Genomic DNA, 13,491 nt, shown 5'->3' with positions numbered 1-13,491 from the left:
GCTGACGTCATGCCTAGTCCGATCCCGGCCGGTACTCGTACGATCCCGACATGACGACGACGCTGCACGAGCACGCGCTGTTCGCGCACGGACCCATCTGGGGCGGCGTCCACCGCCTGAACGCGGACGTCGAGGCACACGCGCACGACTTCGTCGAGATAGCCGTGATCGGGTCCGGCCGGGGCAGGCACGTCACCAGTCACGGCGAGCACGACGTGCGGCGCGGGCAGGTCGTGGTCCTGCGCCCCGGCGCCTGGCACGGGTTCCGCGACTGCGCCGGCCTCACGGTCGCCAACTGCTGCCTGTCGGCCCAGGCGCTGCGGACCGAACTGGCCGCGTTGCACGACTTCCCGGCGCTGCGCAGGCCACTGTGGACCGAACCGATGGCGGCGGGCACCCACGGCGTCGCGGTCGTCACGGTCGACGAGGACGCCGCCGACGAGGCCATCGCGGAGATCGGCGGGCTCGAACGGGACCTCACGGCGGCCAGGCCCGGGCGCCTGCTTGGCCGGCTGGTCGCCGTGCTGGGCATCCTCGCCGACGGCCGCGGCGCCGACGAGGAGGCGCCCGCGAGCCACCCCGCGGTCGCGGCCGTCCTCGCCCGGCTGGAGGCGGCACCGGAACGGCGGTGGCGACTCGACGCACTGGCGAGCGTGGTCAACCTCGACCCCGCCTACCTCGGCCGCCTGTTCGTGCGGCACGTGGGGGTGACGCCCATGGCGTTCCTGGCGCGGGTGCGGGCGGAGCGCGCCGCCACGTTGCTGACGCACTCGGACCTGCCCGCCGCCCAGGTCGGCGCCGCCGTCGGCTGGGACGACCCGACGTACTTCGCCCGCCGGTTCCGCGCCCTGGTCGGGCTCACGCCGCGTGACTACCGGAGACACAGTCGGGCGACAGGGGCGACTATAAGTTGATTTGTTCCAGATAAGCGTTAGGGTCGAGGTGTGACGTCCGACTTCGAGTCGCAGCTCCGGGCGGTCTCGTTGCGCGTGACCCGGCCCCGGTTGGCGGTGCTCGCCGCGCTGCGCGACAACCCGCACATCGACACGCAGACGGTCATCGAACTCGTGCGTGCCGATCTCCCCGCGGTGTCCCACCAGGCGATCTACGACGTGCTTCAGGCACTCACCGACGCCGGTCTCGTGCGGCGCATCCAGCCCGCCGGCGCGACCGCGCGCTACGAGTCCCGTGTGGGGGACAACCACCACCACGTCGTGTGCCGCTCCTGCGGCGCGATCGCGGACGTCGAGTGCGCGGTCGGCCACGCGCCGTGCCTCACCGCCTCCGTCGACCACGGGTTCGTGGTCGACGAGGCCGAGGTCGTCTACTGGGGCACCTGCCCCGACTGCGCGGCCACGCGCACCGCCACATGAAACGCCACATCGGAAGGAAGTAGATGAGCTCCACCCAGGACAACGGCCCCTCCAGCGCGCAGGGTGTGGACGAGAACGCGGCGGCCGGGTGCCCGGTCGCGCACGACTCCGTGACGGCGCACGGCAGCGAGAGCGAGAACCCGGCGATCGACTCGCCGACCTCGAAGACGGGGCGGCGTCCGAGGACCAACCGGGACTGGTGGCCCAACCAGCTCGACCTGTCGGTGCTGCACGCCCACTCGTCCAAGGGCAACCCGCTGGGGGAGAGCTTCAGCTACGCCAAGGAGTTCGCCAAGCTCGACGTCGACGCCCTCAAGAAGGACATCGTCGAGGTGCTCACCACCTCGCAGGACTGGTGGCCGGCCGACTTCGGCCACTACGGCGGGCTCATGATCCGCATGAGCTGGCACTCGGCGGGGACCTACCGCATCCACGACGGCCGCGGCGGCGCGGGCGACGGCGGTCAGCGGTTCGCCCCGCTCAACAGCTGGCCCGACAACGCCAACCTCGACAAGGCACGCAGGCTGCTGTGGCCGGTCAAGCAGAAGTACGGCCAGAAGGTCTCGTGGGCCGACCTGCTCGTGCTCGCGGGCAACGTCGCGCTGGAGTCGATGGGTTTCACGACCTTCGGCTTCGGCTTCGGCCGCGAGGACGTGTGGGAGCCCGAGGAGATCTTCTGGGGCCCCGAGGACGCCTGGCTCGGCGACGAGCGCTACGCCAGTGACACGGAGATGGTGCCCGAGCTCGGCGCGACCGAGATGGGGCTCATCTACGTCAACCCGGAGGGCCCGCGCGGCAACGCGAACCCGGCCGAGGCGGCGCACTTCATCCGGGAGACGTTCGCCCGGATGGCGATGAACGACGAGGAGACCGTCGCCCTGATCGCGGGCGGCCACACCTTCGGCAAGACCCACGGCGCGGGTGTCGCCGACGACCACGTCGGCCCGGAGCCCGAGGCCGCCCCGCTGGAGGCGCAGGGCCTCGGCTGGCTCTCCACCCACGGCAGCGGCGCGGGCGCCGACACGATCACCAGCGGGCTCGAGGTGACGTGGACCGACAAGCCGACGCAGTGGAGCAACCGCTTCTTCGAGATCCTCTTCGGCTACGAGTGGGAGCTGACCACCAGCCCGGGCGGCGGCAAGCAGTACGTCGCCAAGGACGGCCCGGAGATCATCCCGGACGCCCACGACCCGGACCGGAAGCACCGGCCGACGATGCTCACGACCGACGTCGCGCTGCGCGTCGACCCGGCGTACGAGAAGATCTCGCGCCGGTTCCTGGAGCACCCGGACGAGTTCGCGCTGGCGTTCGCCAAGGCCTGGTACAAGCTGCTGCACCGCGACATGGGCCCGGTCAGCCGATTCCTCGGGCCGTGGGTCGCCGAGCCGCAGCTGTGGCAGGACCCGGTGCCCGCCGTCGAGGGCGACCTCGTGGGTGACGCCGACATCGCCGCCCTCAAGGCGAAGGTCCTCGAGTCGGGCCTCACGACCGCCCAGCTGGTCAGCACGGCGTGGGCGTCCGCGGCGAGCTTCCGGTCCACGGACAAGCGCGGCGGTGCCAACGGCGCGCGGATCCGCCTGGAGCCGCAGCGCGGCTGGGAGGTCAACCAGCCCGAGCAGCTCGCGACGGTCCTGCCGGTCCTCGAGGGCATCCAGCGGGAGTTCAACGACGCGGGCGGCGCGACGATCTCGCTCGCCGACCTGATCGTGCTGGCCGGCTCGGCCGCCGTCGAGAAGGCGGCGCGTGACGCGGGCGTCGAGGTGACCGTGCCGTTCCACCCCGGCCGCACCGACGCGACCCAGGAGCAGACCGACGCCGACTCGTTCGCGGTGCTCGAACCGCGTGCCGACGGGTTCCGCAACTACCTGCGGGCGGGCGAGAAGCTCCAGCCGGAGGTGCTGCTCGTCGACCGCGCGTACATGCTCGACCTGACCGCGCCGGAGATGACCGTCCTCGTCGGCGGCCTGCGTTCCCTCGGCGCCAACGTCGGCGGTACCCGGCACGGCGTGCTCACCGACCGGCCGGGCGTGCTCACGAACGACTTCTTCGCCAACCTGCTCTCGCCGGGCACGCGGTGGAAGGCGTCGGAGTCCGAGGAGAACGTGTACGAGGTCCGTGACGTGGCGACCGACGAGGTGAAGTGGACCGCCACCGCGGTCGACCTCATCTTCGGCGCCAACTCGCAGCTGCGTGCCCTCGCCGAGGTCTACGCCGGCCAGGACGCGCGCGAGAAGTTCGTCGCCGACTTCGTCGCGGCGTGGACGAAGGTCATGGAACTCGACCGGTTCGACCTGGCCTGATCCCAGCGCGACCCACGGGCCCGGCCGATCAGGACGATCGGCCGGGCCCGTCCGCGAGTGCCTCCGCGAGCGTGTCGTACGTCGACAGGAACTGGTGGAGCCCGGTCCGCCGCAGCGACTGCCCGACGGGGGAGCCGCCGACGACGATCCGCAGCGCGTGGTGCGCCCGCCTGCCCCGGTGGTGTTCGACCAGCACGGCGAGGCCCGCCGACGTCATGAACGAGACGCTCGTCATGTCGAGCACGACGGGCCGGGTCGACGAGGCGTCCAGACCCGCCCTGCCCAGTTCGGCGGCGAGCTGGGGAGCGGTGAGGTGGTCCACCTCGCCGACGGCGTGGACCAGGACCGCGCGGTCGGTGACCTCGCTGGTCATGCTCAGGAGGTCGACGTCCGGTGCCTTCTCGTCCACATGTCCCCTCTCGGGTCAGGCCTCGGCGTCGACTGTGTCACGAGATCACCGGCCGGGTCCACGTTTCCGGCGCAGGTCCGGTCCTCGCCGATTCAGTCTCGCGGTGCGCTCCTCACGTCAGCGTGACGACGACCTTCACGTCGTCCTCGCGGGTGTCGAAGGCGTCGGCCGCGGCGGACAGCGGCACCCGGCGGGTGATCATCCGGTCCAGCCACGCGAGGTCGGCCTCGGCGAGTGCGTCGGCGGCCTGCCGGTAGTGCCGGAGGTTCGCGTTCACCGAGCCGATGACGACGTCGTTCTCCAGGACCAGTTCGCGGTTCACGGCACCCGCGTCGACGCTGATGCCGCGGCCCGCCGCCGACACGCCGGTGAGGCAGACGATGCCGTAGGCGGCGTTGTTCGCCAGCACGTCGACCACGACCTGGCCCGCGCCGGTCGCCTCGATCACGATGTCGGGCTGGAGCCGCGCGGCGACCTCGCTCGCCGGTTCGTGGTGGTACGTCGCGCCGAGCGCGGTGACGAGCCCGGGCTTGGGGCCCTCGGTCACCCGGTCGAGCACGTGCACGTCCAGGCCGCGCCGCGCACCGAGCAGCGCCGCCAGCAGCCCGATGGGACCGGCGCCGGTGACGAGCACACGCCGCGGTTCGAACCACGACCGCGCGCCGACCCGTTCCACCTGCTCCCACGCCTTCGCCACCACCGTCGTGGGTTCCAGCAACGTCCCGACCGGTTCGAGACGTGGGTCCAGCCGCACCGCGTAGTCCGGCTCGACCCGCCACCGCTCGCTGGCGAACCCGTCCAGTTCCTTGATCCCGCGCTCGGTGTACCGGCCGTTGCGGCACATGTCGAACTCGCCGTGCGCGCACGCGCCGCACGGCTCCGGGTCCGGTCTGCGCACCACCCCGACGACCAGGTCACCGGGGGCGAACCCGCTGCCGTCGGGCGCCTCCCGCACCCGGCCGAGGGACTCGTGCCCGAGCACGAGCCGCTCCGCGCCGGGCGGCGCCCACCCGTACTCACCGTTCGCGATCTCCTTGTCCGTGCCGCACACCCCGACCGCCAGGCCGTCCACCAGCACGGCCCCCGCCTCCGGACCCGGTTCCGGCACGTCCCCGACCTCGAGCGAGCCCGCCCGCCCCGGTTTCACTGTCAACGCACGCATGACAGCCGGTTTACCCCAGCGCGTGGTGATCCGCACGGGCAGGGGTCTGCCTGCACGGACCCGCCGAGTGGCGCAACCACGCGCGGTGTGCTGGGCGGAGTACGCGTCGAGGGGCGACACTTGAGGCATGCGCTTCCGAGACCGCGCCGACGCGGGACGGGCGCTCGCCGCGCGCCTTCACCACCTTCGCACCGCCGCCCCGGTGGTCGTCGGACTGCCGCGCGGCGGGGTGCCGGTCGCCGCGGAGATCGCGACCGCGCTCGGTGCGCAGCTGGACGTCGTGCTGGTGCGCAAGATCGGCGCGCCGGACCGGGAGGAACTGGCCGTCGGCGCGATCGGGGAGGACGGGGTCACCGTCCGCAACGAAGCCGTGCTGCGGGAGTTGGGCATATCGTGGGACGACCTCACCGACCGGATCGAGCACGAACGCGCCGAGATCCGCCGCCGCGCCGCCGTGCTGCGGCCCGGCACCCGGCCGGACCTGCGGGACCGCACGGTGATCCTCGTCGACGACGGGATCGCCACCGGAGCCACCGTGGTCGCCGCGTTGCGGGTGCTGCGTGGTTTCGGCGCGGCGCACGTCGTGCTGGCCGTGCCCGTCGCGCCGCCGGACTCGCTCGCGGCACTCGCCCCGCTCGCCGACGAGATCGTGTGCCCGGTGACGCCGAAGCGGTTCGCCGCGGTGGGCCAGTGGTACGACGACTTCACGCAGGTGCCGGACGACCGGGTGCGTGCGCTGCTGCGGTGACTACGCTGATCACGTGGCACCCCTCGGCGCGGACCTCCGCCTCCTCGAGAACGGCCCGGTGACGCTCTACCACCGGCACGCGGTGCTCGACGACACCGTCGCGACGCTCGCGGGGCTGGGCTACCTGATCCACCGGCTCGACGCACGTGCCTGGGGCACGCGGGACGCGTTCGCGGCCGCGGTCAAGGAGGAGCTGGACTTCCCGGACTACTTCGGCGGCAACCTCGACGCGTTCAACGACTGCATGCGGGACGTCGCCGCGTACGCCTACGGCGCGGACCGCGCGGCCGCGGGCACCGCGTTCGTGGTCACCGGCTACGACGCCTTCGCCGCCGCCGACGCCCGGGCCGCGCAGGTCGTCCTCGACATCCTGGCCGACAACGCGCGGATCGGGTTGCTCCACGGCCACCGCATGATCTGCCTCGTCCAGCCCGATGACCCGGACCTCCGGTTCGACCCGGTAGGCGCGACCCCGGTCGGGTGGAACCGCACCGAGTCCCGGCACTAGGGGCCTCGCCGGGGACTTCGTGCGCCGACCTCAGAGCTGGCCCGCGTCCAGGACCTTCACCGCCGCCGCGCCGATCTCGTCCGACTCCGCCAGGTCGACCTCGGCCACGATGCCCCAGTCGCCGTCGCCTTCCGGGTCGTCGAAGATCTGCCTGACCTCCCACCGGTCGTCGTGCTCGGTGATCATCAGGAACTTCGGGCCGCGGGCGTCCGGGCCCGTGCGGATCTCGTCGTGCTCCTCGAAGTAGGGCGCCAGCGCGTCCATCCACGCCTCGGTGTCCCAGCCGGCGTCTGAGTCGAGGGCGCCGAGATCGGCGTAGCGGCGGGCGGCGGCGAGCTGCACCCGGTGGAACAACGCGTTGCGCACCAGCACCCGGAACGCACGCACGTTGCGGGTCACCGCCGGGGCCCGCTCGTCGGCGTCCGCCGACACCGTGTCGTCGTCTGGGTTGGTGAGCTTCTCCCACTCGTCGAGCAGGCTGGAGTCGACCTGCCGCACCAGCTCACCGAGCCACTCGATGAGATCCGACAGCTCCTCGGTCTTGGCCTCGTCGGGCACGGTCTGCCGCAACGCCTTGTACGCGTCGGCGAGGTAGCGCAGCACGATGCCCTCGCTGCGGGACAGCTGGTAGAAGGCGACGTACTCGGTGAACGTCATGGACCGCTCGAACATGTCGCGTGCGACGGACTTCGGCCGCAGCTGGTAGTCCGCGACCCACGGGTGCCCCCGGCGGTAGGTCTCGAACGCCCCGTACAGCAGCTCCTCCGCGAGCGGCTTCGGGTAGGTGATGTTCTCGAGCAGCGTCATCCGCTCCTCGTACTCGACGCCGTCGGCCTTCATGGCCGCCACCGCCTCGCCGCGTGCCTTGTGCTCCTGCGCGGACAGGATCTGGCGCGGGTCCTCCAGCGTGGACTCGATGACCGACAGCACGTCCAGCGCGTAGGACGGCGACTCCATGTCCAGCAGTTCGACGGCGGCGAGCGCGAACGGCGACAGCGGCTGGTTCAGCGCGAAGTCCATCTGCAGGTCCACGGTCACCCGGACCGAGCGGCCCTGTTCGTCCGGTTCGGACAGTCGCTCGACCACGCCCGCGGACAGCAGTGCCCGGTAGGTGGCGATGGCGCGGCGGATGTGCCTGCGCTGCGCGGGCCGGTCCTCGTGGTTGTCCTCCAGCAGCTTGCGCATCGCGGTGAACGCGTCGCCAGGACGGCCGATCACGTTCAGCAGCATCGAGTGCGACACCGCGAAACTGGACGTCAGCGGCTCCGGTTCGGCCTCGACGAGCCGCTGGAACGTCGGCTCGCCCCAGCCGATCGAACCCTCGGGCGGCTTCTTCTTCACCACCTTGCGGCGCTTCTTCGGGTCGTCGCCGGCCTTCGCGAGCGCCTTCTCGTTCTCGATCACGTGCTCGGGCGCCTGCACGACCACGTTGCCGACGGTGTCGTAGCCCGCCCGGCCGGCCCGGCCCGCGATCTGGTGGAACTCGCGTGCCTTGAGCAGCCGCACCTTCTGACCGTCGTACTTGGACAGTGCGGTGAACACGACCGTGCGGATCGGCACGTTGATGCCGACGCCGAGCGTGTCGGTGCCGCACACGACCTTCATCAGCCCGGCCTGCGCGAGCCGCTCCACGAGCCGCCGGTACTTGGGCAGCATGCCCGCGTGGTGCACCCCGATGCCGTGGCGCACCAGCCGCGAGAGCGTCTTGCCGAAGCCCGCGGTGAACCGGAAGTTTCCGATCAGCTTGGCGATCTGGTCCTTCTCCTCGCGGGTGCAGACGTTGATGCTCATCAGGTTCTGCGCGCGTTCCAGAGCCGCGGCCTGCGTGAAGTGCACGACGTAGACCGGCGCCTGGTTGGTGGCGAGCAGTTCCTCGATCGTCTCGTGCAGCGGGGTGAGGCGGAACGAGTAGAACAGCGGCACGGGCCGTTCGGCCGACGTGACGACCGCGGTCGGCTTGCCGGTGCGCCGGGTCAGGTCCTCCTGGAACCGGGTGACGTCACCGAGCGTGGCGGACATGAGCAGGAACTGGGAGTCGTTGAGCTCCAGCAGCGGCACCTGCCACGCCCAGCCGCGGTCGGGCTCGGAGTAGAAGTGGAACTCGTCCATGATCACGACGCCGACATCGGCCGACGAGCCCTCGCGCAGCGCGATGTTGGCGAGGATCTCCGCGGTGCAGCAGATGATCGGCGCAGCCGAGTTCACGCTGGAGTCACCGGTGATCATGCCGACGTTCTCGGCGCCGAAGACCTCGCACAGCGCGAAGAACTTCTCCGACACCAGCGCCTTGATCGGCGCGGTGTAGAAGCTGCGCTGCCCGTTCGCCATGGCGGCGAAGTGCGCGCCCATGGCGACCATGCTCTTGCCCGAGCCGGTCGGCGTGGCGAGGATGACGTTCGCCCCGGAGACGATCTCGATCATCGCCTCCTGCTGCGCCGGGTACAGCGAGAGGCCCTGCTCCTCGGCCCAGGTGGAGAAGGCGTCGAAGAGGGCGTCGGGATCGGCCGCGGAGTCGGTCCTCGGGGGGAACACGTCGGTGAGAGTCATGATGCCAACAGTGTTGCATCCCCGCGCTCCGCTCCTCCGCTAGCACGCCGTCTTCCCTCGTCGCGTGCTCGGCGCTAGCGCCCCGCCCACCTCCCCTTCCCCCTTCACCGCGCTCCTCAGTCCAGACGGCGTCCGCTCCGTCGCTCTCGCGCAGGCTCGTGCCATGCCCCTCGGCCATGAGGTGCGCCGACTACGAGGTGCGCCGGTCGATCCGTTCCCGCCGGTCGCTCGCGTCGTAGGAGTTCTGGCGCGGCACGGACGCGCCGACCGATGGCGGCTGAGCGTCGCGCCACCAGCGCAGTGCGGGCGGCACCGGCCAGGGCGGCATGAGGTCCGCGATCTCCTCGTGCACCGACAGCGCCTGCTCGCACTGCGCACGCCACGCCCCGGTCATGGCCGTGAGGTCGCGCCGCGCGGACAGCAGCCGGTCGCCGAGCGCCAGCTGGGCGTGCAGCGAGTGCCGGTAGATCCCGTCGGGCGACAGGTCGCCGGGCACACCGCCGCCGCACTCCGGGCAGCCGCACGGCCACAGGTCCGCGAGCCCGGGCGTCCGCTCGACGATCCGCGCGAGCACCGCGGGCCGGTGGTGACCGAGCAGCGCGGGCACGAACAGTCCCGACGTGGTGGCGAGCGCGCCCGCGTGCGCGCCGTGGCAGACCGCGCCGAGCGCGCCGATGTCCGACCGCAGCAGCACGACCGGCACGGTCACGGTCAGCAACCGGACCAGGCCGCGCGTGACGTAGCGGGTGGCGAAGGACTCGCCGACCACCGCGACCGCGACCGGCAGGCGCGCGTTGTTCAGCGTGGCGACGAGCCGGTCGATCCAGGCGGGCACCGCGAACCAGCCCGCGCCCAGCGGCAGCGTCACGAGCAGTGGTGGTGGGTGGCCTCGCGCGTCGGCCAGCAGCCGGTGCAGTCCCGGCCAGTCGCCGGGGGAGAGGTATCCGGAGTCGGTGAGGGCGACGAGGCCGAGGTCGTGCTGTTCCGCTGTCCACGCGCCGCGTAGACCGGCACCCGCGCGAAGCGGGTGGCTACCGCTGTAGCGACCGGCGTCGCAGAGGATCGGGCCTGCGTAGCCGGTGCGGCGTAAGTGGCGGACCGTGTGGCGCGGCTTGGGACCGGTCACCACGAGCCCGGAGCGGTAGCCGGTGGCGATGTCGGCGGCCGTGACCGCCTGCTCCGGCGCGCACTGGACGAGTAGTCGGCGTAATAGGTCGTCGACCCTGGGCTGGGCCATGTCCTACACCGTGCACTGTCCGCTGCCTGTTTGTCACGCTTTGTCATGCCACTGCGTGACAAAAACCCGCCGGATGGCCGCCCCGCATTACCCGACGTGCTCGAACGGATGCGCTAAAGCAACGAGGATCTTGACGAGTGGGTCGCGGACTGGTGTCATCGGCGTGAAACTTATTCACGTTTGTGGCCGGTCGGGAGGCCCGTGATGTCCCTGCTCAAGCGTTACCTCGTGGCGGTCACCGCGGTTGTCACGGTGGCCGTCACGGCCGCCGGCGCGGTGGTGCTGCCCGCGTCGGCGGCGGAACCAGCCGCCCTGCCCACCGCCCTGCCGACGGCCGCCGTCGCACTCGGCGACAGCTTCATCTCCGGCGAGGGTGGCGGTGACTACTCCGCCGTCACCGACGTCAACGGGGTCTCGCAAGGGTTCCCCGGCTGGTCGGCGGCCAACGACAACGCCTACTTCTGCCACCGGTCGCCGAACGCGTCGCTGTTCCGCGCGACCCTGCCGGGCATCCAGGACCGGTTCAACCTCGCCTGCTCCGGCGGTCAGCCGCACGACATCACCAGCCCGTCGGCGAACCGGGACAAGGGCCGCATGGTCGCCGCGCAGCTCGACCAACTCCGCGGCGTGGCGCGGACCCACGACATCGACCTCGTCCTGGTCGGGCTCGGCTCGAACAACAGCTCGTTCACCTTCGGCGACGCCGCCTCGGTGTGCGCCAACCGGTTCATCGCCGACGCCTGGACCGGCTGGTGGGAGTTCTGGGCCGGCGACCCGCCCCAGGAACCCTGCACGATCGGCGACCTCGCGACCGACGCCGAGGTGGCCGCGGCGACCACGGAGACCACGAACGCCCTGCGCGCCCTGCTGACCACTGTGGACCAGGTGGACGCCGACGGGCAGCACCGCGTGGTGTTCCAGGACTACACGAACCCGCTGCCGCAGGACTACGCGCAGCGCTACCACGAGGAGGACGGCCGCGCGGACGACCGCGACAAGTTCCGCGCGCTGGGTGCCGAACGGTACGCGGCGGGCTGCCCGGCCCACCGGGCGAGCCTCGCGGCGGGACACCTGTTCTCCCAGGCACTGGGCCGGATCGTGCAGTCCGCGCACAGCACGCTGTCGGCCGAGTTCCCCGCCGCCGACCTCGTGTACCTGAACGTGCAGGGCGCGTTCAACGGGGCGCGCCTGTGCGAACGGGACGGGAGCCCGGGCAACGCGCTCGCCACCCCGATCCGGTTGATGGACGGCCCGAGCGGGACGTTCGTGACGGACCTCGCGGGCAAGGACAAGATCGCCATCCAGCGGATCGCGGGCACCTGCGTGGACTACTTCCAGACGTGCCAGGAGTCGTGGCACCCGAACGCGGGCGGGTACGGCGTGCTCGGCCAGTGCCTGTCCGGCGCGGCAACGACGGGTAGCAGGCAGGTGTCATGCGTCCGTCAGGGTGACGGGAGCGTGTCCGTCGGGTAACCCACTGCTCCGTTCACGTGGGAAACTGGCAACGTTAAGGCCCGTCGGGTGGATTCCCGACGGGCCGTCCACATCGGATCATGGGCGCGAAACCCTGCATCCCTGTGGAGGTAACAGTGCGGTTCCCACGATCCGTTCTCCGCTCCGCTCTGGTCACCGCCGTCGCCGCGGCGACAGCGATCGGGCTGGCGGCGCCCGCGTCGGCCGCGACCGGCCGGTACGTCGCGCTCGGTGACTCCTACTCGTCCGGCACGGGCGCCGGCAGCTACGGCAGCAGCGGTAGCTGCAAGCGCAGTGCGAACTCCTACCCGCAGCTGTGGGCGAACGCGAACGCGCCGTCGTCGTTCGCGTTCGTCGCCTGCTCCGGCGCGCAGACCAGCAACGTGCTCAACAGCCAGATCTCGGCGGTCACGTCGAGCACCGCGCTGGTGACCATCTCGATCGGCGGCAACGACGCCGGCTTCGCCGACGTCATGATCACCTGCAACACCAGCTCGGACGCCGAATGCGTCCGGCGCAACCAGGAAGCGCAGGACTTCGCGCGCACCACCCTGCCGGGCCGGCTGAACAACGTCTACACCCAGATCCGCAGCCGCGCGCCGTACGCACGGGTGGTCGTGCTCGGCTACCCGCACATCTACCACCTCAACGGTTACTGCTGGGGCGGCCTGAGCGAGACCAAGCGGGCCGCGATCAACCAGTCGTCCGACGTGCTCGCGTCGGTGATCTCCGGCCGCGCCGGCGCGTACGGGTTCACCTACATCGACGCGCGCAGGACGTTCGACGGACACGAGATCTGCGCGGCCGGCACGCGCTGGATCAACAGCGTCACCTGGCCGATGGACGAGTCGTACCACCCGAACGCGTCCGGCCAGCGGGGCGGTTACTACAACCCGCTGGAGGCGGTGGCCTGACCCCGTCGGCGGCCCGGCCACCCCAGGACGGCCGGGCCGCCAGCCAGGCACCACACCGCGATCACGGGGTCGCAGATCGCGCAGCCCAGCGAGCTGTGGTCGGCGAACGGGACGATCGGCTCGCCGCGCACGTGGTGGACGACGTCCCACGCGGTGTGCAGCAGCCAGCCGATCCCGATGAAGGTCCACGACTCGAGGCCGCGGTACGCGACGTACGTGACGACGGCGGTGAACACGAACTCCCAGATGCCCAGCCCGCCACCCGACAGGTAGGCGGCGCCCGCGCCGCCGACCATGAGGGCGTTGAACCGGCGGCGCGTCTCGTCGGACCGGATCAGCGAGTTGAGGCACACGTACACGACGCCGACGAGCACGGCGGCAACGATCATCATGCCGCCGAACGTAGGCCGTCGTCCGTGCTCCGAACACCGGCGACAGTGCCGGGTACCGACGGATTCTCGCCAGCTACGCCTGCTTCGGCGCCGCCTGCTGGACGACCTCGAACGACCACGCCTCAGAGCCCGTCGCGGCCGGGTTGCCGCCGCCGTGGCCCTGCCGCATCGAGCCTTCCATCCACGCGCGGAAGTCCTCCTCGCTGCGCCAGCGCGTGTAGACCAGGTACTTGTCGGTGCCGTCGATCGGCCGCAGCAGTTCGAACCACTCGAAGCCGTCGGAGCTTTCCACCATGCCCGCACGCGACGAGAACCGCTGTTCGAGGGTCTCGCGCATGTCCTCGGGAACCGTCAGCGCGTTGATCTTCACGATGCTCATGTGCCCATCCTGGCGCATCGGTGGGCTTCGAGCGCGGCTTCCGGTGTGC

13 protein-coding genes are annotated in these 13,491 nt (G+C 71.3%); 7 read left to right on the top strand and 6 right to left on the bottom strand.

The window, feature by feature from the left end; all coding sequences use genetic code 11:
- Positions 1-50: 50 nt before the first annotated feature.
- The 3 genes from ACIBVP_RS08720 to katG are packed head-to-tail and all read left to right on the top strand — an operon-like array spanning position 51 to position 3,673.
- Complete coding sequence (locus ACIBVP_RS08720) at positions 51-914, top strand: AraC family transcriptional regulator (protein WP_396105425.1); 864 nt, start codon at positions 51-53, stop codon at positions 912-914.
- A gap of 30 nt (positions 915-944) precedes the next feature.
- Positions 945-1,373 (top strand): Fur family transcriptional regulator, encoded by a 429-nt coding sequence (locus ACIBVP_RS08715; RefSeq protein WP_396105424.1) that lies wholly within the window; start codon positions 945-947, stop codon positions 1,371-1,373.
- Between the two features lie 23 nt (positions 1,374-1,396).
- Positions 1,397-3,673 (top strand): catalase/peroxidase HPI, encoded by a 2,277-nt coding sequence (gene katG, locus ACIBVP_RS08710; RefSeq protein ID WP_396105423.1) that lies wholly within the window; start codon positions 1,397-1,399, stop codon positions 3,671-3,673.
- A gap of 28 nt (positions 3,674-3,701) precedes the next feature.
- Here katG and ACIBVP_RS08705 read toward each other — a convergent pair whose 3' ends face one another.
- Positions 3,702-4,082: an STAS domain-containing protein gene (locus tag ACIBVP_RS08705; RefSeq protein ID WP_396105422.1), complete on the bottom strand. Its 381-nt coding sequence runs from the start codon at positions 4,080-4,082 to the stop codon at positions 3,702-3,704.
- Between the two features lie 112 nt (positions 4,083-4,194).
- On the bottom strand, positions 4,195-5,244 hold the full coding sequence (locus ACIBVP_RS08700; RefSeq protein WP_396105421.1) for a glucose 1-dehydrogenase: 1,050 nt from the start codon (positions 5,242-5,244) through the stop codon (positions 4,195-4,197).
- Between the two features lie 127 nt (positions 5,245-5,371).
- On the opposite strand from ACIBVP_RS08700, the gene ACIBVP_RS08695 reads away from it, so the two are divergent.
- Both ACIBVP_RS08695 and ACIBVP_RS08690 read left to right on the top strand, forming a co-directional pair.
- Positions 5,372-5,992 (top strand): phosphoribosyltransferase, encoded by a 621-nt coding sequence (locus ACIBVP_RS08695; protein WP_396105420.1) that lies wholly within the window; start codon positions 5,372-5,374, stop codon positions 5,990-5,992.
- A 13-nt stretch (positions 5,993-6,005) separates the two neighbouring features.
- The gene (locus ACIBVP_RS08690; protein ID WP_396105419.1) at positions 6,006-6,500 is read left to right on the top strand and encodes a barstar family protein; all 495 of its coding nucleotides are present in this window, start codon (positions 6,006-6,008) and stop codon (positions 6,498-6,500) included.
- Between the two features lie 30 nt (positions 6,501-6,530).
- On the opposite strand, the gene ACIBVP_RS08685 is transcribed toward ACIBVP_RS08690, so the two are convergent.
- Entirely contained in the window at positions 6,531-9,047 is a 2,517-nt protein-coding gene (locus tag ACIBVP_RS08685) for a DEAD/DEAH box helicase (protein ID WP_396105418.1), read from the bottom strand.
- Positions 9,048-9,237: 190 nt separating this feature from the next.
- Entirely contained in the window at positions 9,238-10,284 is a 1,047-nt protein-coding gene (locus tag ACIBVP_RS08680; protein WP_396105417.1) for a hypothetical protein, read from the bottom strand.
- Between the two features lie 204 nt (positions 10,285-10,488).
- On the opposite strand from ACIBVP_RS08680, the gene ACIBVP_RS08675 reads away from it, so the two are divergent.
- Both ACIBVP_RS08675 and ACIBVP_RS08670 read left to right on the top strand, forming a co-directional pair.
- Complete coding sequence (locus ACIBVP_RS08675; protein WP_396105416.1) at positions 10,489-11,757, top strand: hypothetical protein; 1,269 nt, start codon at positions 10,489-10,491, stop codon at positions 11,755-11,757.
- Between the two features lie 80 nt (positions 11,758-11,837).
- Entirely contained in the window at positions 11,838-12,671 is an 834-nt protein-coding gene (locus ACIBVP_RS08670; protein ID WP_396105415.1) for an SGNH/GDSL hydrolase family protein, read from the top strand.
- Here the strand turns inward: ACIBVP_RS08670 and ACIBVP_RS08665 are convergent.
- Positions 12,644-13,063, bottom strand: coding sequence for a DUF6010 family protein (locus tag ACIBVP_RS08665; RefSeq protein ID WP_396105414.1), 420 nt, complete (start codon positions 13,061-13,063; stop codon positions 12,644-12,646). The genes ACIBVP_RS08670 and ACIBVP_RS08665 overlap by 28 nt on opposite strands.
- Before the next feature lie 73 nt (positions 13,064-13,136).
- Positions 13,137-13,442, bottom strand: a complete 306-nt coding sequence (locus ACIBVP_RS08660; protein WP_396105413.1) for an antibiotic biosynthesis monooxygenase family protein — start codon at positions 13,440-13,442, stop codon at positions 13,137-13,139.
- Between the last annotated feature and the right edge of the window lie 49 nt (positions 13,443-13,491).

The sequence above is a fragment of the Actinophytocola sp. NPDC049390 genome (assembly GCF_044466355.1).
Classification (GTDB): Bacteria; Actinomycetota; Actinomycetes; order Mycobacteriales; family Pseudonocardiaceae; genus Actinophytocola.
Note: the sequence above shows the minus strand (reverse complement) of the source record. Positions and strands in the feature narration are given on the sequence as shown.